Origin of the sequence: Streptomyces sp. MS19, from assembly GCF_047200595.1 — a bacterium.
Lineage (GTDB): Bacteria > Actinomycetota > Actinomycetes > Streptomycetales > Streptomycetaceae > Streptomyces.
In genome coordinates, this window is record NZ_JBJZOH010000046.1 from 1 (window position 1) to 22,029 (window position 22,029).

The following is a 22,029-nucleotide window of genomic DNA, read 5'->3' on the forward strand; positions in this document are numbered from 1 at the left end:
GGGGGGGGGGGGGGGGGGGGGGGGGGGGGGGGGGGGGGGGGGGGGGGGGGGGGGGGGGGGGGGACCCCCCCCCCCCCCCCCCCACCGCCCCGCCCTGCCCGGCTCCAAGGGAGAACGATGACTTCCACCCGCAGGCACCGCTGGCTGCGCTGGCCGGCCGACCCGGCCACCCCGCGCTTCGCCTTCGGCGCCGACTACAACCCGGAACAGTGGCCGCGCGAGACCTGGCCGGAGGACATCCGGCTGATGCGCGAGGCGGGCGTCAACATCGTCTCGCTGGCCATCTTCTCCTGGGCGCGCATCCAGCCGGCCCCGGGCACCTGGGACTTCGCCTGGCTGGACGAGGTGATGGACCTGCTGCACGAGGGGGGCATCGCCGTCGACCTGGCCACGGCGACGGCCTCGCCGCCCCCGTGGCTGACCACCCTGCACCCGGAGATCCTGCCGGTCACGCGCACCGGCGAGACCGTCTTCCCCGGCGCGCGGCAGCACTGGCGGCCCACGTCGCCCGTCTTCCGCGAGCACGCGCTCCGTCTGGCCGGTGCCCTGGCCGAGCGGTACGCCGGGCATCCGGCGCTGACCGCCTGGCACGTCAACAACGAGCTGGGCTGCCACAACGTCTACGACTACTCCGACGACGCCGCCCGCGCGTTCCGCGAGTGGCTGCGCGACCGTTACGGGACCCTGGACGCGCTCAACCACGCCTGGGGGACGGCGTTCTGGTCGCAGCGGTACAGCGGCTGGGACCAGATCCAGCCGCCCCGGCTGGCGGCCTCGCACCCCAACCCGACCCAGCAGCTCGACTTCAAGCGCTTCTCCTCCGACGCGCTGAAGGACCACCTGCGGGCCGAGCGCGACCTGCTGGCGGGCATCACACCCGATGTGCCGGTCACCACGAACTTCATGGTCATGGGCGAGACCAAGGGCATGGACTACGCGGACTGGGCCGCCGAGGTGGACTTCGTCTCGAACGACCACTACGTGGTGCCGGGTCCGCAGGCGCTGGACGAGCTGTCGTTCTCCGCCGGCCTCACCCGCGGCATAGCGGGCGGCGATCCGTGGTTCCTGATGGAGCACTCCACCAGCGCCGTCAACTGGCAGCCGGTCAACCGGGCGAAGGCGCCGGGCGAGCTGGCCCGCGACTCGCTGCTGCACGTCGCGCACGGCGCCGACGCCGTCTGCTTCTTCCAGTGGCGCCAGTCGGCGGCGGGCGCCGAGAAGTACCACTCGGCGATGGTGCCGCACGCCGGGCCGGACAGCGACGTGTTCCGCGCCGTCGTCGCGCTCGGCCGCACACTGCGCGACGACCTCGCGCCCGTCGCCGGTACGCCGAACGAACAGGCGCCCGCCGCCATCCTGTTCGACTGGGAGTCGTGGTGGGCCAGCGAGCAGGACTCGCACCCCTCGTCCCGGCTGAGGTACCGGCAGGAGGCGCTGGACTGGTACTCGGCGTTCCTCGCGCTCGGCGTGCGCGCCGACGTGGTGCCGCTCGGCACCGCGCTGGACGGCTACGGCCTGGTCGTCGCGCCCGTCCTGCACGTCGTGCCGGACGCGGTGGCGAAGGAGCTGGCCGCGTACGTCGAGGGCGGCGGGCACCTCGTGACGACCTACTTCTCCGGGGTCGTAGACGAGAACGACCACGTGCGGCTGGGCGGCTACCCGGGCCCGCTGCGCGAGCTGCTCGGCCTGCGGATCGAGGAGTTCGCCCCGCTGCTCGACGGCGAGCGCGTGGAGCTGGACGACGGCGCCACGGGCACGCTGTGGACGGACCGGATCACCGTCACCGACCCGGCCGTCGAGGTCCTCGCGTCCTACGCGGGCGGTACGTTCGCGGGCCGTCCGGCGGCGACGCGCCTGCCCGCACCCGGCGGCGGCTCTGCCGCGTACGTCTCCACCCGGCTCGGGCCCGCCGGTCTGGCGCCGCTGCTCGGCCGGCTGCTCACGGCGGCGGGCGTCGCCGGCGAGCTGCCGGAGGAGGCGAGGGGACGGGTGGAGCTGACCGTGCGGGGCGCGTACTGGTTCCTGGTCAACCGCACGGACGAGCCGGTGGAGCTGCCCGGCGTCACGGGCGAGGTGCTGACCGGCGCGCTCCCCGTACCGCCGCGCGGCGTCACCGTGCTGCGGCGCTGACGGCCGCCCCCGCGCGGGCCGGTGGCGTCGTCCGCCGGTCCGCGCGGGGGCGCGTCTCCGTTCAGACGACGACGCACACCGGGCCGCGCCGGGCAGCCCGAAGCGCGCGTGGGACACAGCGCCCCGGAGACACCGGCTCACGCCCACTCTCCGCGCCGCGCCCAGCCGTGGGAAAGTCCGCAGGTGACGCGTGTTCCGGAGACACGCACCCCACTCTGGGCCTCCGGGGGCCCCTCGCCGCCGCCCACACGTCCCCCGAGCGAGCAGCGCGTGCCGTCCGGCCGTGCGAAAGGCCCCGCAGGCGCACGGCATCCCCCGAGCCGCCGGCCCACGCCCGGCCCCGGTTCGGCGCGTGTCCCCCGGCGAGCGGTGCGCGGGCGTTCGAGGGCCTGGTGGTGCGACGGCATCGCCGCGAGCGGGGCCGGTGGCTGTGCGCGCTCGGGAGACCTGTCGACAGATCGACAGGTCTCCCGATGCGGTGGGCCGGCTACGCGGCGAGGCCCGCGCCGGGGATGGCGGCGAGGAGTTCGCGCGTGTACGGGGTGCTCGGCGAGCCGAAGATCTCCTCCGGAGTGCCGCTCTCGACGATCCGCCCGCGCTGCATGACGTGGACACTGTGCGAGATCATCCGCACCACGGCCAGGTCGTGGCTGATGAACAGGTAGCTGAGGCCCAGTTCGCGCTGGAGCTCGGCCAGCAGTTCGAGGATCTGCGCCTGCACCAGCACGTCGAGCGCGGACACCGCCTCGTCCAGCACGATCAGTTCGGGCGACAGCGCCAGGGCCCGCGCGATCGCGACGCGCTGCCGCTGGCCGCCGGACAGCTCGTGCGGCAGCCGTTCCGCCATGGCCGCCGGGAGGGCGACCTGGTCGAGCAGCCTGGCGGCCTCCTTCCTGCGGCTCGCGGCCGTGCCGACGCGGTGCACGCGCAGCGGCTCCGCGATGGACTGGCCGACCGTGTAGCGGGGGTCGAGGGACGCGTACGGGTTCTGGAACACCGGCTGCACCCGGCGCCTGAACGCGAACATCTCCTTGCGGCGCAGCCCGGCGAGGTCGGTGCCGTCGAAGTCGATCCGGCCCGAGGTCGCCTTCTCCAGGCCGAGCAGGAGGTTGGCGGTGGTGGACTTGCCGGAGCCCGACTCTCCGACGATCGACACGGTACGGCCGCGCGCGATGCCGAAGCTGACGTCGTCGACGGCGGTGAAGTGCTCCGTCTCGCCGCCGCGCCCCGCGGACCTGAGTGTGAAGACCTTCGACAGGTTCCGGACCTCCACCAGGCCGCCCTCGGCGGCGGGCGTCCCGGCGGCACCCGGGGTCCCGGTGACGGTGGCCGCGTGGCGTCCGGTGGGGCGCGCGGGGACGGCGACGACCGTGCGGGCCGAGGCGAGGCTGGGCGCGGCGCGCAGCAGGCGCCGGGTGTAGTCGTGCTGCGGGTCGGCGAGGATACGGGCGGCGTCGCCCGACTCGACGATCTCGCCGTGGTACATCACGGCGATGCTGTCGGCGCGTTCGGCGGCGAGCGCCAGGTCGTGGGTGATCAGGAAGACGCTGGTGCCCAGTTCCTCGATCAGCTCGGACAGCTGGTCGAGGATGCGGCGCTGCACCGTCACGTCGAGCGCCGAGGTCGGCTCGTCGGCGATCAGCAGGCGGGGCTTGCAGGCGAGGCCCATGGCGATCAGCGCGCGCTGCCGCATGCCGCCCGAGAACTCGTGCGGGTACTGGTTGGCGCGCCGCGCCGGGTCGGGGATGCCGACCATGTCGAGCAGTTCGGTGACGCGGGCGTGGGCGGCCTTGCCCGCGGCCAGGCCGTGCACCTCCAGGGCCTCGGCTATCTGGTCGCCGATGCGCATCAGCGGGTTGAGGTTCGACATCGGGTCCTGGGGGACGAAGCCGATCTGCGCGCCGCGGACCGCGACCATCTCGCGTTCGCTCAGCCGCGCGAGGTCGCGGCCGTCGAAGAGGACCTGGCCGCCGGTGATGCGCCCGCCGGGGGGCAGCAGCCGGTTGACGGCGGCGGCGGTCGTGGACTTGCCGGAACCGGACTCGCCCACGACGGCGACCGTCCTGCCGGGCAGGACCTCGATCGACACACCCTTGACCGCGGGGACCTCGCCGGTGCCGGAGCGGAAGGAGACGGAGAGGTCGCGGATGGACAGGACGGGCGTCGGCGTTGCCATGGTGGTCACCTTTGCGGTCGTGCGGAGTCGTGCGCCACCCGGCCCGCCACCGCGCGCGCCTCGGCCCACAGGGCGTCGGTCGGCACGGGGGCCCCGGGGGTCAGCAGGCGGTTGGTGGCGAGGGCCAGGGCGATGCCGCGGCCGGGGACGAACCCGACCGCGCAGCCGGTGAAGCCGGGGTGGCCGAGCAGCGGGAGGCGCTCCGGGCCGACCCGCAGCTCGTAGCGGCGGAAGCCGAGGGACTGCCCGGCGTCGGGGCCCGGCGCGAAGAACTCCTCGGCCGTGCGGGGGTCCCACAGGTCCTCGTGCCGGGTGTGGTCGGCCAGGGCGGCGGCCAGGGTGATCAGGTCGGCGGGCGGCGCGAACAGGCCCGCGTGGCCGGACACACCGCCCAGCGCGTGGTGGGCGTTGCCGTCGTTCGGCCGTCCCGTGACCGGGCCGCGCCGCCACCCGCGGAAGTCCGCGCTGCGATGCGGCACGGGGTGCGGGGTGCCGGTGTCGAGCATGGTGATCTCGACGCCGTCGCCGGGCGAGCTGGTGGCGACCTCGGCTCCGGCGGGGTGCCCGTAGCGGGTGCCGGTCATGCCGAGCGGGCCGGTGACGAGCGCGGCCACCGCGCCGGACAGGTCCGTGCCCGCCGCCGCCTCGACGACCTGGCCGAGGAGCATGAAGCCGAGGTCGGAGTAGTGGCGGCCGGTGCGGGGGGCGTAGCGCAGGGGCAGTTCGGCGGCGCGGCGCAGCGCGTCGTCCCGGCCGGTGGCGGCGACGTAGAGCGGCCACCACTCCCACAGGCCGCCCCGGTGCAGCAGGAGGTCGCGCACCGTCACGTCGTCCTTGGCGCCGCCGGTGAACCGCGGGACGTAGTGGCGCACCGGGGTGTCGAGCCCGGCGTCGCCGGTGGAGACGAGGCGCATCAGCGCGGTGGTGGTCGCGGCCACCTTGGTCACGGATGCCAGGTCGTGGTGCGTGTCCGTGTTCATGGGCAGGCCGTCGGGGGCCTCGTTGGAAGGCAGGGCGCGCAGCCCGGCCGCGGCGGCGCCGTCGAAGCCGGGCGCCCGTACGGCCAGGGCCGCGCCCGCCGGTGGCCGCGCGGACGGCGGCGCGTCCGGGGGCACGGTGGTGGTCAGCCGGGCGACGGCGTCCGTGAGCGCGTTCATGCCACGGCTCCGTCCGCGGAGGCGCAGCCGAGCGCGCGGGCGAGGCGTATCTCGGGCTCGCCGAACTCCTCCTGGGTGCGCTCCGCACCGTCCGGGAGCCAGCCGCGGCGGCGGTAGAACGCGACGGAGGGCGCGTTGTCCCGGAAGACCCACAGGGTCGCGGCGGTGGCGCCCGCGTCGCGCAGCGCCGACGCCGCGGCGGTGAGCAGCGCGGTGCCGGTGCCGTGGCCCTGGGCGAGCGGGGAGACGTACAGCGAGTGGACCGTGCCCGTGCCGCCGCCGGGCGGCATCGCCCAGCGGGTGACGCCGAGGACCGCGCCGGAGCCGTCGGGCGCGGGCTGGACGACGACCTCGCCGGGGGCGGCCGTCTCCAGCACGCGGGTCCACAGGGCCAGGGCCCGGGGGCGCGTCATGGCGTCGGTCAGCCGCCGCGGGAGCACGGCCGCGTAACTCCCGTGCCAGCAGGCGAGGAAGGTGTCCGTGATGCCCGTGAGGTCGGCGACCGTCGCGGCCCGCAGCGGCGGCGTCATGCTCCGGTGCCGCCCTTCGTCTCCAGCGTCAGGGCGCGCGGCGGCTGCGGCAGGGGCTCGGGCAGGCGCAGGGGGCCCGCGCCCGGCGTGATGCTGCCGAGCAGGCGCGCCTCGCGGGCGCCGGTCCCGGCGGGCGTCGCGCCCGGCAGACCGTGCGCGGTGCACCAGCCGATGAGGGCGAACGCGATGGCCTCCTTGTCGTCCGCCGGCGCGCCGAACTCGTCGGACAGCAGCAGGCGTACGCCGGGGAGCGCCGCGCGCAGCCCGGCCATCAGGACGGGGTTGCGGCAGCCGCCGCCCGAGACGACGAGGGTGTCCACACCGGCGGCGCGCACGTCGTCGGCGACGGTGCGGACGGTCAGCTCGGTGAGCGTCGCGATGAGGTCGGCCGGGGCCGGGGTTGTGCCCGCCCTGGCGAGGGCGTCGGCGACGTAGGCGGTGTGGAAGTGCTCCTTGCCGGTGCTCTTGGGCGCGGGCAGGCGGTAGTACGCGTCGTCGAGGAGGACGGCGAGCAGGCGTGCGTCGACGGTGCCTGAGGCGGCGAGCAGGCCGTCCTCGTCGTAGCCGCCGGGGTGGGCGCCGGTGTCGGTCACGGCCGCGTCGATGAGCGCGTTGGCCGGGCCGATGTCGTAGGCGTACAGGTCGGCGGCGCCGCGCACGACGGTCATGTTGGCGATGCCGCCGAGGTTGAGGGCGGCGGGGGTGCCGCCGAGTCCGGCGAGCAGCAGCCCGTCCAGGTAGGAGACCAGGGGCGCGCCGTGGCCCCCCGCGGTGATGTCGCGGATGCGGACGTCGGAGAGGACCGGGGTGCCGGTGCGTTCGGCGATCCAGGCGGGCTGGCCGATCTGGAGCGTGCCGAGGGCCGTTCCGGCGTCCACCCAGTGGTAGACGGTCTGGCCGTGCGAGACGACGAGGTCCACGGGGCCCGCGGCGGCGACGGCCTCGGCCGCGGCGCCGGCGAAGCTCTGCCCGATGAGGGTGTCGAGTTCGCAGATCTCGGCGAGCGTGGTCGGGGCGGGCGGCAGCGCGGCCAGGAGGCGGGCGCGCAGCTCCGGCGTGTAGGAGGCGCTGCCGGTGTGCTCGACGGTGCCGTGCAGGCGGTCGCCCGACCTGGTGAAGGTGACGACGGCGGTGTCGATGCCGTCGTGCGACGTGCCGGAGATCATGCCGAGGATTCTCACGACGCCTCCTCGATGGCGGCGCGCAGCCGTCCCCCGGTCTTCTCCAGGCGGGCGGACGCGGCGTGCGCGTCGATGTTGGCGGCGATCCGCAGGGCGGCGAGCTTCACCTCGTAGCCGCTGTCCTCCAGGGTCCTGACGGCCTCGTCGCGGTCGGCGCCGGTGATGGCGGTGACGATGCGGACGGCCCGTTCGCGGAGCTTGGCGTTGGTCGGCCTGACGTCGACCATGAGGTTCCCGTAGGTCTTGCCGAGCTGGACCATGGTGATGGTGGAGAACATGTTGAGCACGAGCTTCTGCGCCGTGCCCGCCTTGAGGCGGGTGGAGCCGCTGATCAGCTCGGGGCCGACGAGCACCTCGACGGCGTGCTCGGCGGCGGCGCTCAGCTCGGTGTCCGCGTTGGAGGACAGGCCGACGGTGAGGGCGCCGCGCTCCCGGGCGCGCCGCACGGCGCCGATGACGTACGGGGTCCTGCCGCTGGCCGCGATGCCGATCACGGTGTCCTGGGGGCCGACCTCCGCGTCGTCCATGGCGGCGGCGCCGGCGAGCGGGTCGTCCTCGGCGCCTTCCTTGGAGGTGACGATGGCGTCGGGGCCGCCCGCGATGATCGCCTGGACCTGCCCCGGCGCGGTGTTGAACGTCGGGGGGCACTCGGAGGCGTCGAGCACGCCGATGCGGCCGGGGGTGCCCGCGCCGGTGTAGATCAGGCGTCCGCCCGCCTTCATCCGCTCTGCGGCGCCCTCGATCGCGGGCACGATCTGGGGCAGGGCGCGGGCGACGGCGGCGGGGACACCGGCGTCGGCGTCGTTCATCGCGGCCGCCAGTTCGGCCACCGGCATGCGGTCGACGGTCGCGTAGCGAGGATCGGCAGCCTCGGTGGACAGGCCGGTGAGCCGGCGGACGTCGCGGCTGGCGGAACTCATTTCTTTCCTCGGTTTCTTGGGTCGAGAGCGTCGCGCAGGCCGTCTCCGAGCAGGTTCAGCCCGACGACGAGGAGGACGACGACCGCGCCGGGGCCGTACAGCGTCCAGGGGGCGATGGAGACGAGGGTGCGCGCCTCGAAGATCATGGAGCCCAGCGAGGGGGCGGGCGGCGGTGTGCCGAGGCCGAGGAAGCTGAGCGACGCCTCGGTGAGCACGGCCCAGGACAGCGAGAGGGTGATCTGCACGATCACGAGGGACGTGATGTTCGGCAGCACGTGGCGGAACATCGTGGCGATGCGGCGCTGGCCGGTGCTGGTGGCGGCCTTCACGTACTCGATCTCGCGCAGCGACAGCACCGGGCCGCGGGTGACGCGGATGAAGATCGGCGCGTACACGACGGCGATGGCGATGGCGACGGTGAACCAGTTGCGGTCGAACACCGCGGCGAGGGAGAGGGCCAGCAGCAGCGGCGGGAAGGCGAACAGCACGTTGGCGACGCCGCCGATCGCGGTGTCGGCGAAGCCCCGGAAGAAGCCGGAGACCAGGCCGCCGAGGGTGCCGACGACCGAGGCGAACAGCACGGCGACGACGGCGATCAGGACCGAGTTGCCGACGCCCGCGGCCACGCGGGAGAACACGTCGCGGCCGAACTGGTCGGTGCCGAGCAGGTGGTCGGCCGACGGGGAGAGCAGCCGGGACGGCGGGTCCTGCGCGACGGGGTCGTACGGCAGCAGGTCGAGCCAGGACGCCACCGCGGCCACGGCCAGCAGGGCGATCAGGATCAGGCCGATGAGGCCGCTGGGGCTGCGCAGCAGGGCGCGCAGCCGCTGGGTGCGCCCGGAGGCGGGGGGAAGACCGGGTTCGAGGGCCGGGCCGGTGCCGGGACCGGCGGCCTGCGCGATGTCGGTCATGAGGCACGCACCCTGGGGTCGATCAGGCGGTAGGTGATGTCGGTCAGCAGGTTGACGAGCACGAACGCCACCGCGATGACCAGGACGGTGCTCTGCACGAGCGCGTACTCCTTCTGCTGGATGCCGAGCAGGACCTGACGGCCGATCCCCGGGACGGAGAAGACCTGCTCCACGACGACCGCGCCGCCCAGCAGGTAGCCGAACTGGAGGCCGACCATGGTGACGATGGGCACCATGGCGTTGCCCAGCACGTGCCGCACCTGGAGGCGCTTCGCGGGGACGCCCTTGGCGCGCGCGGTGCGGACGAAGTCGTTGGAGCGCACTTCGAGGACGGCGGTGCGGGTCGTGCGCATGATCGGGGCGGCGATGCCGAAGCCGAGGACCAGCGCGGGCAGCAGCATCTGCTGGAGGTTGAGCAGCGGGTCGTCGAACAGCCCGGCGAACGGCTTGCCGTTGGGGTTGAAGCCGTAGGACGAGGCGAGGACCGACAGCAGGGTGGTGGCGAGCAGGAAGGCGGGGATGGACAGTCCGGCGAGACCGACCACCTGGCCTGCCGCGTCGCGCGGCGAGTCGGGCTTCGAGGCGGAGAGCATGCCCAGGGGGATGCCGATGAGCAGCGCGATGACGATCGCGAGCAGCGCCAGTTCGAGCGTGACGGGCAGGGACTTGAGCGTCAGGTCGAGCACGCTCTCCTGGGCGCGGGAGGAGAAGCCGAGGTTTCCCGTGAGCAGGTTGCCGATCCAGGAGAAGAACTGGGTGAGGAGGGGCTTGTCGATGCCGTAGTACGCCTCCAGGTCGGCCCGCTGGTCGGGGGTCAGCGCCGCAGCCTCCGTGCCCAGGCCCGCCGTGATCTGGTCGCCCGGGATGGCGCGCAGCATGATGAAGACGAGGATCGCGACGCCGAGCAGGGTCGCCAGGGAGGAGGCGATCCTTCGGGTGACGCGGTTCCTGGTGAGTTTTCTGAGCATGGTTCTCGCAGAGGTCTCCGGCCGTGGCGCGGGGTCCGCGGGAGTGCGGGCCCCGGGCCCGGCGGTCGGACTGGTCGGGCTGGGGGCCGGTCCGGCCGCCCGGTGGGGGCGGTCGGACCGGCCGGGCCGGCTGGAGGGGCCGGCGGTGCGGTCAGGCGGGCCGACCGGTCAGGACATGGTGGCCGAGCGGAGCCCGACCAGCGACCCGTCGGCGCGCGGCACGAAGCCCTGCACCGAGGAGGAGGACGCGGTGTAGCTGTAGCTGGTGAACAGCCAGATCCAGGCCGCGTTGTCCTCCAGCTCCTCGGACACCTGGCGGTAGATGTCGCGCCGCTCCTCGACGTCGTCGGTCACGCGGCCCTGGGCGAACAGGTCGTCCAGCTCGTCCGAGCTGTAGCCGGCCACCGGGTTCAGGTTGCCGTCGCTGGTGAAGTAGCGGCCGTACATGCCCTCGGGGTCGGGGCGTCCGCCGTTGAGGGCGACAGCGGCGTCGAAGTCACCGGCGACCCAGCGGTCCACGTAGGCACCGGACTCCAGGACCTCCAGGTCCAGCGTGATCCCGGCCTCGGCGAGCTGGGACTGAAGGTTCTGCGCCTCGTTGACCGAGGTGGCGTACTCGCCCTGCGAGACGATGGTGGAGATCGTCACGTCCGTCTTGCCCGAGGCGGCGAGGTACTCGGCCGCCTTGTCGAGGTCGCGCTCGGGGCAGGGGCGCGCGGCCGGGTCGGACAGGAAGGCCGGGGAGGTGATCGGGCCGGTGACCTGGCCCTCGCCGAGCGCGGCGGTGTCGAGGACTTCCTGGCGGTCGATGGCGCACTGGATGGCGAGCCGGACGTTCAGGTCGGCGAGGTCGCCGTGCGTCGCGTTGAGCTGGAGCGCGTGGTAGCTGAGCTGCGGGACGCTGTCCACGGTGACGCTGCCGCCCCTGGCGGTGTCGGCCACCAGCGGGTCGTCGAAGACGGCGAGCTGCACGTTGCCGGACTGGAGGGCGGAGACGATCGCCGACTCGTCGGGGATGACCTGGAACTCGACGCCGTCGAGGGCGACCGGGAAGCCCCAGTACTCGGGGTTCTTCTTCAGCGTGATCGACTGGTTGGCGACGCGGCTGTCGAAGAGGAACGGGCCGGTGCCGTTCGGCGTGGTGTTCAGCTCCTCCTCGGTGTCGTCCGAGGACAGGATGGCCATGTTGATGGAGGCCAGGTTGGCGGGCAGCGAGGCGTCGGGGTTGCTCAGGTGCAGCACGACGGTGTGCTCGTCGGGGGCCTCCACCGACTCGACCGAGGCCAGGGACGAGGCGGCGACCGCGGCGGTCTCCTCGTCGGCGATCAGGTCGAGGGAGCTCTTGACGTCCTCGGAGCCGAAGGTGCTGCCGTCGGCGTAAGTGACGTTCTTGCGGAGCGTGAAGGTCAGGGTGAGACCGTCCTCGGAGGTCTCCCACGACTCCGCGAGGCCGGGGACGACGCTCAGGCCGTCGTCCAGCTCGGTCAGCGTCCCGTAGATGGTCTGCATGACGTTGACCGCCTGGAACTGCGTGGCCTTCCAGGGGAACAGGGTGTCGGCGTCGGAGGTGACGCCGAGGACGAGGGTGCCGCCGTTGGAACCGGAACCGCCCGACGAGTCGTCGTCCGAGTCCGAGCCGCCGCATCCGCTCAGGAGCAGCGAGGTCGCCACGGCCCCGCTCAGTACGGCGGTCGCGCTGCGAAGTATCCGCGATCTGTGTGACATGGGTCTTTCCTCGATCGTGTGAGCGACGTCCGGCTCGGGAGGTGCCGGCACCCCTCCGGCCGTGACGGTGAACCTGCATGGGCCGGGATGAGGCAGAAACTTACCTCCAACGCTTCTCGTATGTAAATATGTTGCCCGAACACATTTACGTCACTGGCGGCCGGTACCGTTGGCCGCCCGTGACACAGCGGGACGGAAGGAGTGAGCGTGGCCGACGAATCGACCGAACGGCCGGACTCCAGAACGGTGTTGGTGCGGATGCGTGCCGTACTGCCGTCGTTGCGGCCGTCCGAACGCCGCATCGCGCAGGCGTTCCTGGATGCACCGGTCGACTCCGCGGACCTGTCCATCGCGGACCTGGCCCAGCAGTGCGGCACGTCGACGACCTCCGTCGTCCGCTTCTACAAGCGCATCGGTTACGCACACTATCGCGACCTCAGGATCGACGTTGCGCGGGAGGCCACTCGCGAGAAGCTGGCACACGCCGAAGTCCCGTCCGTCTCCGGGGACATAGACCTCGACGACAGCCTGGACGAGGTGATCGCCAAGGTCGCGCGCAACGAGACGCTGTCCATAGCCGACACGGCCCGCACCCTCGACCGGCAGGCGCTCGCCAGGGCCGTCGGGCTGATCACCGCGGCCCGGCGCGTGGACTGCTTCGGGGTCGGCGCCAGCTCCCTGGTCGCGCTCGACCTCCAGCGCAAGCTCACCCGCATCGGCCGCACGGCGCTCAACTGGCCCGACTCGCACAACGCCTGGACGTCCGCCGCCACCCTCGACGCGTCCTGCGTCGTCGTGGTCGTCTCCCACTCGGGCGAGACGGCGGACACAGTGGAATTCCTCACACTCGCGCGCGCGGCCGGGGCGTCGAGCGTCGCCATCACCAACCACGAGGGCTCGCGGCTCGGCGTCAACGCCGACGTCACGCTGACGACCGCCGCCAGGGAGACCCGGTTCCGCGCGGGCGCGCTGGGCAGCAGGATCGCCCAGCTGATGGTGGTGGACTGCCTGTTCACCGGGGTCGCGCAGGCGTCGTACGACGCGTCGCAGTCCGCGCTGCGCAACACCTACGCCGCCGTCCGCCTGCCCGCCTCCGACAAGAAGCGCTGACCCGGGACCGGGCGGGCGCGCACCAGGACCACGAGAAGTCCCAGAACCACGGAAAGGGGCGCCGCGATGGGCCCGAGGAAGACCACGCCCGCGCGCACGGACGCGGGCAGGGCGCCCGGCACGCGGGCGCTCGACCGCCTCGCGGCGGCACACGACGCCTCGCACTACCTGCTCGTCCCCCAGGAGGTGGCCGCGCCGCGCGGCGCGGACGACGTCGCCGCCCTGCTGCGCGCGTCCCGCGCGGACGGGCGGCCGCTGACCTTCAGGTCGGGCGGCACGAGCCTCAGCGGCCAGGGCGTCACCGACGGGCTGCTGGCCGACACACGGCGCCACTTCCGCCGCATCGAGGTCCTGGACGACGGCGCGCGGGTGCGCGTCCAGCCGGGCGCGACCGTGCGCCAGGTCAACACGCGCCTCGCCCGGTACGGCCGCAAGCTCGGCCCCGACCCGGCGAGCGAGGTGGCCTGCACCGTCGGCGGCGTGGTGGCGAACAACTCCAGCGGCATGGCCTGCGGCACCGAGCAGAACACGTACCGCACGCTCGACTCCCTGGTCGTCGTGCTGCCGGGCGGCACGGTCCTCGACACCGGCGCGCCCGACGCCGACGAGCGGCTGCGCGCCACCGAAGCCGGCCTGTACACAGGCCTGCTGGCGCTGCGCGACCGCGTGCGCGGCAACCCCGAGTCGGTGCGGACCGTGCGGCGGCTGTTCGCCATGAAGAACACCATGGGCTACGGGGTGAACGCGTTCCTCGACTTCGACAGTCCCGTCGACATCCTGACGCACCTGATCGTCGGCAGCGAGGGGACGCTCGGCTTCATCGCCGAGGCGACCTTCCGCACCGTCCCCGCCCTGCCCGCCGCCGCCACCGGCCTGGCCGTCTTCCCCACGCTGGCCGCCGCCACCGCCGCGCTGCCCGGCCTCGTCTCCGCCGGGCTCGCGACGATCGAGCTGATGGACGCCACCTCCCTGCGCCTGGCACAGGCCGAGCCGGACGCCCCCGCCGCGCTCGCCGGGCTCACGGTGGAGGGGCACGCCGCGTTCCTCGTCGAGTTCCTGGGCGCGACCGCGCAGGACCTGGCCGGGCAGCGCGCCGCGGGGGAGCCCGCGCTGACCGGCCTCGACCTGGCCGTGCCGCTCGCCCTGACCGGCGACGCCGCGGAGCGCGCCCGCCTGTGGCACATCAGGAAGGGCCTCTACACGACCGTCGCGGGCGCCCGCCCGCAGGGCACGACGGCGCTGCTGGAGGACATCGTCGTCCCGGTGCCCGCGCTGCTGCCCACCTGCGAGGAGCTGACGTCCCTGGTCGCGGGGCACGGCTACGGCGAGACCGTCATCTTCGGCCACGCGAAGGACGGCAACGTCCACTTCATGCTCAGCGAGCGCTTCGACGACCCGGCCTCGCTCGACCGCTACCGCCGGTTCACCGAGGACATGGTCGGGCTGGTCCTCGGCATGGGCGGCTCCCTGAAGGCCGAGCACGGCACCGGCCGGATCATGGCGCCGTTCGTCCGCAGGCAGTACGGGGACGAGCTGTACGCGGTGATGCGCGAGGTCAAGCGGCTGTTCGATCCGGCCGGGCTGCTCAACCCGGGCGTGGTCCTCTCCGACGACCCGGACTCGTACCTGCGGGACCTCAAGCGCGTCCCGGCGGTCGAGGAGGAGGTGGACCGCTGCGTCGAGTGCGGCTACTGCGAGCCCGCCTGCCCGTCGAAGGACCTGACGCTGACGCCGCGTCAGCGCATCGTGCTGCGCCGGGAGATGCGCACCGCCGAGGAGGCGGGCGACACCGCGCTGCTCGCCGAGCTGCGCGAGGACTACGCGTACGCGGGCGTGGACACGTGCGCGGTGGACGGCATGTGCCAGGTCGCCTGCCCCGTGCACATCAACACCGGCGACCTCGTCCGCCGGCTGCGCCAGGAGGACGGGGGCGGTCTCCAGCGTGCCGCCTGGAACTTCTCCGCCGGGCACTGGGGGGCGGGCACCCGGCTCGCCGGAATCGCCCTGACGACGGCCTCGGCGCTGCCCTCCTCCGTGGTCACCGCCGTGACGCGGGCGGGCCGCGCCGTGGCCGGCGCCGACACCGTGCCGCTGTACGGCGGCGACCTCCCGGCCGGGGGCAGGGCGCGCAGGCCCGTCGCCGCCGCGCGGCCCGCCGCCGTGTACGTCCCCTCCTGCGTCGGCGCGCTCTTCGGTCCTGACCAGAAATCGGAGGCGAACGGGGGCGTGGCGGACGCGTTCCTCGCGCTCTGCGCCCGCGCCGGGGTCGAGGTCGTGGTGCCCGAGGGCATCGGCTCGATGTGCTGCGGCACCCCGTGGAAGTCGAAGGGCCACACCAAGGGCTACCAGCGCATGACCGACACGGTGCTGCCCGCCCTGTGGGAAGCCTCCCGGCACGGCGAACTGCCCGTCGTCTGCGACGCCGCCTCCTGCACGGAGGGCCTGGAGACGATGCGCGCGGGCGCCGCCGAGGCGGGCGGCGGACTGGCCGGTCTGCGCATCGTCGACGCGGTGGAGTTCACGCACGAGCACCTCCTCGACGCGCTGACCGTCACCGAGCCGCTCGACTCCCTCGCCCTGCACCACACCTGTTCCTCGACGCGGCTCGGCACCAACGCCGCCATGACCGCGATCGCCGGGTGCCTCTCGGACGACGTCCACGTCCCCGACGACTGGGGCTGCTGCGCGTTCGCCGGTGACCGGGGGCTCCTGCACCCGGAGCTGACCGCGTCCGCCACCGCGCCCGAGGCCGCCGAGCTGACAGCCCGCGAGTTCGCCGCCCACGCCTCCGCCAACCGCACCTGCGAGCTGGGCATGAGCCGCGCCACGGGCCGCGACTTCCGGCACCTGCTCGAACTGCTCGAACGAGCCACCCGCACCCCGCACACGCCCCAGGAAAGAGACCATGGCTGAAGTCGTCGTCGTCCCCGACCCGGACACCGGCGGGCAGCTCGCGGCCCGCACCGTCCTCGACACGGTCAGGCGGAACCCGGATGCGGTGCTCGGCCTCGCGACCGGCTCCTCGCCGCTCCCCGTCTACCGGGCGCTCGCCCGGCTGATCGCCGAGGAGGGCGTGGACGTCGGCCGCGTCTCGGGCTTCGCCCTGGACGAGTACGTCGGCCTGCCGCCCGCGCACCCGGAGAGCTACCGCTCGGTCATCACCCGGGAGGTGACCGTCCCGCTCGGCCTGTCCCCCGACCGCGTCCACGTGCCCGACGGCGACCCGGCGCGCGCGGACACGGCGGGCGAGGCGTACGAACGCGCGCTCGCCGCGGCGGGACCGGTCGACGTCCAGCTGCTCGGCGTCGGCACGGACGGGCACATCGGCTTCAACGAGCCGGGGTCGTCCCTCACGTCGCGGACCCGGCTGAAGACGCTCACCGAGCAGACGCGGCGGGACAACGCCCGCTTCTTCGGCTCGGTGGAGGAGGTGCCGGTCCACTGCGTCACGCAGGGCATCGGCACGATCCTGCGCGCCCGCCACCTGATCCTGCTGGCGTTCGGCGCGGCGAAGGCCGACGCCGTCGCCGCGGCGGTGGAGGGGCCGCTCACCGCGAGCGTCCCCGCGTCGGCGATCCAGCTGCACGCCCACACGACCGTGATCGTGGACGAGCCCGCGGCGTCCCGCCTCACCCATCTCGACTACTACCGCCACGCCTGGGCCAACAAGCCCGCCCCGCAGCACATCTGACCGTGCCCGCCGGCGCCGCCGCCGACGCGATCCTCCGGTGACACGTCCTGGGGCGGCCGGCAAGGGCCGCCCCGGGAGCGGTGGCCGTCAGGCGGCGGCCCGGCGGGAGGCCGCGCGTTCCACGGCGGCGGCGAGGATGTCCAGCCCGGCGTGCAGCTCGGACTCGGTCACGGTGAGCGGCGGCGCGATCCTGAAGACGCCGCCCATGCCGGGGAGCTGGACGATGTTGAGGTGCAGGCCGTGGTCCAGGCAGTCGCGGGTGACCGCCTGGCCGAGGGCGTCCGCGGGCGTCCTGCTGCGCCGGTCGGTGACGAGTTCGAGGCCCTGGAGCAGGCCGCGGCCACGCACGTCGCCGACGATGTCGTAGCGCTCGTGCAGCTCCGCGAGCCGGGCGCCGAGCTGGCGGCCGAGTTCCGCCGCGCGGGCGACGAGCCCGTCCCGCTGGACGACCCGCAGCACCGTCGCGCCGACCGTGGCGGCGAGCGGGTCGGACACGTGCGTGGTGAAGAAGAGGAACCCCCGCTCGTGGCAGACGCGTTCGATGCGCTCGCCGGTGAGCACCGCCGCCACGGGCAGTCCCGCGCCCAGGGTCTTGGAGAGCGTCAGCAGGTCGGGGACGACGCCGTCGCGTTCGAACGCGTAGAGGGTGCCGGTGCGGCCGAGCCCGGTCTGCGCCTCGTCCAGGATGAGCAGCATCCCGCGCTGGTCGCACAGTTCCCTGAGCCGGGCGAGGTAGCCGGGCGGCAGCTCGATGATGCCGCCCGACGAGAGGATGGGCTCCACGAGGCAGGCGGCGAGGCTGCCGGAGGACTGGCGGTCGATCATCGCGAAGCCGTGGTCGAGTTCCGCGGCCCAGTCGTGGGAGCCGTCGGCGGCGCGGAACGGTGACCGGTAGGCGTCGGGCGTGGGGAGGGTGAGGTTGCCCGGCACGGGCGGCCCGTATCCCCGGCGCCCGGCCGAGAACGTCGCGGACGCCGCGCCGTGGCTCATCCCGTGCCAGGACCGGTCGAACGAGACGATCTCCCAGCGGCCGGTGTAGAGCTTGGCGAGCTTGATCGCCGCCTCGTTGGACTCGGCGCCCGTCGTGAGGAGCAGCATCCTGCCCAGTTCGGGCGGGAGGGTGGCGGCGAGGGCGGCGGCCAGGTCGAGGACGGGCCGGCTGAGCATGCCGCTGTAGAGGTGGTCGAGGGTCCCGACGGCCGCGGTGACCGCCGCGACGACGTCGGGGTGCGCGTGGCCGAGCACGGCGCTCATCTGGCCGGAGGTGAAGTCGAGGATCGGCTGCCCCCGGTCGTCGTACACGTAGGCGCCGGCGGCGCGTTCGATGACGCGCGGGCTGAAGTCCGCGCCGTAGCGGATCAGCAGGCGGTCGGCTTCTTCCCTGAATCGCTCGTCCATGGCACCACCCTGGCGGCACGGATCGCCCGCAACAAGCGAGAGAACCCGCGGATCGTCCGGTGTGGCCTCGACGTCGCGTGCTGAACCCCCATCGCCTCGCGATCCTGCGGGCCGTGCTCGCGGCGGGCTCCGTCGGCGCCGCCGCCCGCAACCTCGCCTGCTTCACCGCGACCGTGGGCCGGCACCTCGCGGCGCTCGCGCGGGAGACCGGGCCCGTCCGCTTCGGGGGCACGACTTCCCGGCGAAGCCGGCCCGGGTGAGGGCCGCCGGCCTCGTCGGCACGGCGCGGGCGCTCGCCGCGTCCCCGCCGGGCCCGCCGCCCGGCTGAGGCACGGCCGCCCCGGCGGGTGCCGGGTCAGAGCCAGCCGCGGTCGCGGGCGAGGCGGGCCGCCGCGTGGCGGTTCTCCGCGCCGAGCTTCGCGGTGGCCGCCGACAGGTAGTTGCGCACGGTGCCGGGGGCGAGGGAGGCGCGGCGGGCGATCTCGGCGACGGGGGCGCCGTCCGCCGCGAGGGCGAGGACGTCCGCCTCCCGCTCGGTGAGGGGTGAGTCGCCCGCGCTGATGGCGTCCGCCGCCAGTTCGGGATCGATGTAGCGCGTGCCGCCGTGGACGAGGCGGATGATCTCGGCGAGCCGCTGCGCGGAGACGGTCTTCGGCAGGAAGCCGCGCACCCCGGCCGCCAGCGCCTGCCTGAGGGCGGCGGGACGGCCGTGGCTCGTCACGATCAGCACGGCGCAGCCGGGCAGCAGGGTCCGCAGCTCCGCCGCGACGGACAGGCCGTCGCGCACCGGCATGTTGAGGTCCACCACGGCGACGTCGGGGGTGTGCGCGCGTGCCATGGCCAGCGCCTCGTCGCCCTCGGCGGCCTCGGCGACCACCTCCAGGTCGTCCTCCAGGGCGAGCAGCGCCGCGAGGGCGCCGCGGATGAGGTGCTCGTCGTCGGCGAGCAGCACGCGCAGGGTCATCGTTCCTTACCTTTCTTCCTCCTGGCGGGGGACGGAGGCGGTCAGGACGAACGTGCCGTCCTGGGCGCGGGTGGTGAGGGTGCCGCCGAGGGTGGCGAGCCGTTCACGCAGGCCGGTGAGGCCGGTGCCGGCGCCCTGCTGCGCGGCGGGGCGCGCGCCGTTGTTGGCGACGGTGAGGACGGCCCGTTCGCCGTCCACGCGCAGGCGGATCTCGCAGCCGGCGGCGTCGGAGTGGCGCAGGACGTTGGTGGTGGCCTCGCGGACCACCCAGCCGAGTGCCGCCTGCGCCGCCGGGGCGAGGGGCACGGGGCGCGGGGTGTCGATGGCGCAGTCGATGCCCGCGGACTCCAGCACGCCGCGGGCGCCGGAGAGTTCGGTGGCGAGGTCGGCCTCGCGGTAGCCGCGGACGACGGCGCGGATCTCGGCCTGCGCCTCCTGGGCGGTGCGCTGCACGTCCTCCATCTGCGCGGCCGCCGCGTCGGCGGCGCCGCGCCTGGCGAGCCTGGCGGCGAGTTCGCTGCGGAGGGCGAGGACGGAGAGGTTGCGGCCCATGACGTCGTGGAGGTCGCGGGCGAACCTGAGCCGTTCCTCCGCCACCGCGAGCTGGGCGCGCGTGTCGCGGGCGTCGAACAGTTCCCACATGATCTGCATGATCCAGCCCGAGAGGCGGCCGAAGAACGCCGCGCCGCCCGCGAGCCAGAACGCGATCCAGGCGTGCACGGCGACCGGTCCCGCCGCCAGCCCGGCCACCGCGCCGGCGACCGTCACCACCGCGACCGCCGCCGCGACGAGCCCGGCGATCCGGGGCGCCGAGACCGCCCCCACCGTGAGCACGGCCAGCGGGAGCGTCACGCAGCCGATCGCGAAGACGTAGGCCAGCTCGTCGTCCTGCGGCGGGTCGGCCGGGTGTCCCCGCAGGACGAGCGGCAGCAGCAGGAACGCCACCGCGACGACCGCCGCCATGAGCGCGGTGGGCCGGTCGCGGCGGCCGACCGTCCAGCGCAGCGCCTGGGAGGCCGCGTGGCCGACCGCCAGGCCGTAGGCCAGGAAGAGGGCGACGGCCGCCACGTCGGCCTCCGGCGTGTGGAGGGTCCCCGTCACGCTGACGGCGGCGGAGACGGCCATCCCGAGGGCGTAGAGGTGGAAACTCACATGGGTGATCAGTTCGACCCTGGCGGTGCTGGAGCGGCCGGTCCACCACCGGGGCCACCGGGGGCCGGCCGCCGCGGCGCCGGGCGTACGGTGCTGCATGCTGTCTCGCGCTCCCCTGTCGTCCGCCGTGCCGGTGCGCGGGCTCAGCCGCGCGGCTCCCAGCGGAACCAGCGCCGCACGGCGAGCACCGACAGTACCGTCCACGCGGCCGCCGTCCCGAGTGCGCGCAGCGTCTCCTGCGCATCCAGGCCGCCGATCCAGCCGCCACGTACCAGGTCGGTCACCGGCGTGAGCGGCAGGAGGCGCAGCACGTCGGCGGCTCCGTCGGGGAACACGTCGAGCGGCACCGTGACGCCCGAGCCGAGGAGCGCGACGAGGAGCAGCGGCAGCGCCGTCACCTGCGCGCTCTCGACCGTGCGGGTGACCGCGGCGGTCGCGGCGGCGAGCGCCGCGGTCATGACCGTGCCCAGGGCCACGCCGGCGAGCATCAGGTCGGGGCGCTCCGGGAGCCGTCCGCCCCACAGGGCGGCGCCCAGTACGACCAGCAGGGCGATCTGCGCGAGGGCGATCACGGCGGCGGGGAGGGCGGTGGCGCCGAGGATCTCGGGATCGCGTACCTCGCCGGTGCGCAGGCGCTTCAGCACGAGCTCCTCGCGGCGGCTCACGTACGCGGCGACGAGGGTGGTGTAGACGACGAGCGTCAGCACCATGACGACGCCGCCGGTGAGGAGGAGCTCGGCGGAGCTGAGCCCGGTCTCGGCGGGGGCGCCCGCGCGGTCGAGCGTCGGCTTGGTCACGGCGATCATCAGCGGCGGCATGACGAGGGCGGTGAACAGCGCGGTGCGGTTGCGCAGGAGCAGGGTGACCTCGGCGCGGGCGAGGGCGGCCGTGCGGCTCGCGGTGGTCGTGCGCGCGGGTGCCGTGCGCCGGATCGTCGTGGGCGGGGTCTTCGTGTGCGGGGTCGTCGTGGGCGGGGTCGTGCTCATCGGTCGGCCACCTCCGTCGTGCCGTCATGCCGCCTGCTGTCCCCCGCGATGTCGAGGAACGCCTCTTCGAGCGACGCCGTGCGGGCGTCGAGGTCCGCGATCGCCACGCCCTGGTCGCGCGCCCACAGCAGCAGCTCCGTCAGGGCGCCCTGGAGGTCGTGCGTGGCGATCCGTACGTCCTGGCCGTCGCCACGCGCGCCCAGCGCGGCGGGCAGCCGCCAGCGCGCCACGTCCTCGGGGAGGCGGAAGCGGATGCGCGACGCGCTGCGCGCCGTGACGGACGCGGTCGTCCCCGAGACGGCGATCCGGCCCCTGTGCATGATGGCGAGCCGGTCGGCCAGCTCCTCGGCCTCCTCCAGGTAGTGCGTGGTGAGGAGGACGGTCGTACCGTCCGCCAGCAGGTCGCGGACGACCTGCCAGGTCGCCCGGCGCGCCTCGGCGTCCATCCCGGTGGTGGGCTCGTCCAGGAAGAGGACCCGGGGGCGGCCCAGCAGGGCGAGCGCCAGGTCGAGCCTGCGCCGCTCGCCGCCGGAGAGCTGCTTGACGCGGACCCCGGCGCGTTGCGACAGGCCGACCGTCTCCAGGACCTCCCCCACCGGGCGCGCGCCGCTCGTGCAGCCCGCCCACATGCGGGCGGTCTCCCCGGCGGTCAGGTCGGAGGGGAAGCCCCCTTCCTGGAGCATGATGCCGATGTCAGGCCGTACGGCGCGGCGTTCGGTGAACGGGTCGCGGCCCAGGACGCGCACGGTCCCCCGGGTCGCGGGGGCCAGGCCCTCCAGCACCTCCAGGGTGGACGTCTTGCCCGCGCCGTTGGTGCCGAGGAGTGCGAGGAGTTCGCCCTCGCGGACGTCGAGGTCGAGGCCGCGCACGGCGTCGAACCCGCTGTCCCCCGGGGGGCCGTACCGGCGCCACAGGCCGCTCGCGCTGATAGCTGTGTCGGTCATGCCTCAAGACTCCCGCCGGGGAGGGCCGCGGTGGCGTGCGGACTGTCATGACCTCGCATGACATCTGTCATGCCGGGCGCCGGGGC

At 74.3% G+C, this 22,029-nt stretch carries 18 protein-coding genes; 5 read left to right on the forward strand and 13 right to left on the reverse strand.

Features of this window, described 5'->3' with window-relative positions; genetic code table 11:
* The first annotated feature begins 117 nt into the window (after nt 1-117).
* A complete protein-coding gene (locus ACL02R_RS26925; RefSeq protein ID WP_412799560.1) occupies nt 118-2,130 on the forward strand; it encodes a beta-galactosidase in 2,013 nt (670 codons plus the stop codon).
* A gap of 487 nt (nt 2,131-2,617) precedes the next feature.
* Here the strand turns inward: ACL02R_RS26925 and ACL02R_RS26930 are convergent, their stop codons facing one another.
* The 8 genes from ACL02R_RS26930 to ACL02R_RS26965 form a co-directional block, all read right to left on the reverse strand.
* A complete protein-coding gene (locus tag ACL02R_RS26930) occupies nt 2,618-4,306 on the reverse strand; it encodes an ABC transporter ATP-binding protein (protein WP_412799561.1) in 1,689 nt (562 codons plus the stop codon).
* A 5-nt stretch (nt 4,307-4,311) separates the two neighbouring features.
* The gene (locus ACL02R_RS26935) at nt 4,312-5,463 is read right to left on the reverse strand and encodes a serine hydrolase domain-containing protein (protein WP_412799562.1); all 1,152 of its coding nucleotides are present in this window, start codon (nt 5,461-5,463) and stop codon (nt 4,312-4,314) included.
* Nucleotides 5,460-5,993 carry a GNAT family N-acetyltransferase gene (locus ACL02R_RS26940; RefSeq protein WP_412799563.1) on the reverse strand — a complete coding sequence of 178 codons (534 nt, stop codon included), beginning with the start codon at nt 5,991-5,993 and terminating at the stop codon, nt 5,460-5,462. Before ACL02R_RS26940 ends, ACL02R_RS26935 begins: the two co-directional genes overlap by 4 nt.
* Entirely contained in the window at nt 5,990-7,174 is a 1,185-nt protein-coding gene (locus tag ACL02R_RS26945) for an anhydro-N-acetylmuramic acid kinase (RefSeq protein ID WP_412799564.1), read from the reverse strand. The genes ACL02R_RS26940 and ACL02R_RS26945 overlap by 4 nt, the downstream gene beginning before the upstream one ends.
* Nucleotides 7,171-8,094 (reverse strand): N-acetylmuramic acid 6-phosphate etherase, encoded by a 924-nt coding sequence (gene murQ / locus ACL02R_RS26950; protein WP_412799565.1) that lies wholly within the window; start codon nt 8,092-8,094, stop codon nt 7,171-7,173. The genes ACL02R_RS26945 and murQ overlap by 4 nt, the downstream gene beginning before the upstream one ends.
* On the reverse strand, nt 8,091-9,005 hold the full coding sequence (locus tag ACL02R_RS26955; RefSeq protein WP_412799566.1) for an ABC transporter permease: 915 nt from the start codon (nt 9,003-9,005) through the stop codon (nt 8,091-8,093). Before ACL02R_RS26955 ends, murQ begins: the two co-directional genes overlap by 4 nt.
* Entirely contained in the window at nt 9,002-9,973 is a 972-nt protein-coding gene (locus tag ACL02R_RS26960; protein ID WP_412799567.1) for an ABC transporter permease, read from the reverse strand. The genes ACL02R_RS26955 and ACL02R_RS26960 overlap by 4 nt, the downstream gene beginning before the upstream one ends.
* Nucleotides 9,974-10,141: 168 nt before the next feature.
* Nucleotides 10,142-11,698 carry an ABC transporter substrate-binding protein gene (locus ACL02R_RS26965; protein WP_412799568.1) on the reverse strand — a complete coding sequence of 519 codons (1,557 nt, stop codon included), beginning with the start codon at nt 11,696-11,698 and terminating at the stop codon, nt 10,142-10,144.
* Between the two features lie 207 nt (nt 11,699-11,905).
* Between ACL02R_RS26965 and ACL02R_RS26970 the strand changes: the two genes are divergently transcribed.
* From ACL02R_RS26970 to nagB, 3 genes are all read left to right on the forward strand, one after another.
* Nucleotides 11,906-12,808, forward strand: a complete 903-nt coding sequence (locus tag ACL02R_RS26970) for a MurR/RpiR family transcriptional regulator (RefSeq protein ID WP_412799569.1) — start codon at nt 11,906-11,908, stop codon at nt 12,806-12,808.
* Between the two features lie 66 nt (nt 12,809-12,874).
* On the forward strand, nt 12,875-15,721 hold the full coding sequence (locus ACL02R_RS26975; protein ID WP_412799570.1) for an FAD-binding and (Fe-S)-binding domain-containing protein: 2,847 nt from the start codon (nt 12,875-12,877) through the stop codon (nt 15,719-15,721).
* The gene (gene nagB / locus ACL02R_RS26980) at nt 15,714-16,499 is read left to right on the forward strand and encodes a glucosamine-6-phosphate deaminase (protein ID WP_412799571.1); all 786 of its coding nucleotides are present in this window, start codon (nt 15,714-15,716) and stop codon (nt 16,497-16,499) included. Before ACL02R_RS26975 ends, nagB begins: the two co-directional genes overlap by 8 nt.
* Before the next feature lie 87 nt (nt 16,500-16,586).
* Here the strand turns inward: nagB and ACL02R_RS26985 are convergent, their stop codons facing one another.
* Nucleotides 16,587-17,897, reverse strand: a complete 1,311-nt coding sequence (locus ACL02R_RS26985; protein ID WP_412799572.1) for an aspartate aminotransferase family protein — start codon at nt 17,895-17,897, stop codon at nt 16,587-16,589.
* Between the two features lie 77 nt (nt 17,898-17,974).
* On the opposite strand from ACL02R_RS26985, the gene ACL02R_RS26990 reads away from it, so the two are divergent.
* A complete protein-coding gene (locus ACL02R_RS26990) occupies nt 17,975-18,157 on the forward strand; it encodes a hypothetical protein (RefSeq protein ID WP_412799573.1) in 183 nt (60 codons plus the stop codon).
* Nucleotides 18,158-18,252: 95 nt separating this feature from the next.
* On the opposite strand, the gene ACL02R_RS26995 is transcribed toward ACL02R_RS26990, so the two are convergent.
* The 4 genes from ACL02R_RS26995 to ACL02R_RS27010 are packed head-to-tail and all read right to left on the reverse strand — an operon-like array spanning nt 18,253 to nt 21,943.
* Nucleotides 18,253-18,861 (reverse strand): response regulator, encoded by a 609-nt coding sequence (locus tag ACL02R_RS26995; protein ID WP_412799574.1) that lies wholly within the window; start codon nt 18,859-18,861, stop codon nt 18,253-18,255.
* 6 nt (nt 18,862-18,867) lie between these two features.
* The gene (locus ACL02R_RS27000; RefSeq protein ID WP_412799575.1) at nt 18,868-20,112 is read right to left on the reverse strand and encodes a sensor histidine kinase; all 1,245 of its coding nucleotides are present in this window, start codon (nt 20,110-20,112) and stop codon (nt 18,868-18,870) included.
* 44 nt (nt 20,113-20,156) lie between these two features.
* Nucleotides 20,157-20,999 (reverse strand): ABC transporter permease, encoded by an 843-nt coding sequence (locus ACL02R_RS27005; RefSeq protein WP_412799576.1) that lies wholly within the window; start codon nt 20,997-20,999, stop codon nt 20,157-20,159.
* Entirely contained in the window at nt 20,996-21,943 is a 948-nt protein-coding gene (locus ACL02R_RS27010; RefSeq protein WP_412799577.1) for an ABC transporter ATP-binding protein, read from the reverse strand. The genes ACL02R_RS27005 and ACL02R_RS27010 overlap by 4 nt, the downstream gene beginning before the upstream one ends.
* Between the last annotated feature and the right edge of the window lie 86 nt (nt 21,944-22,029).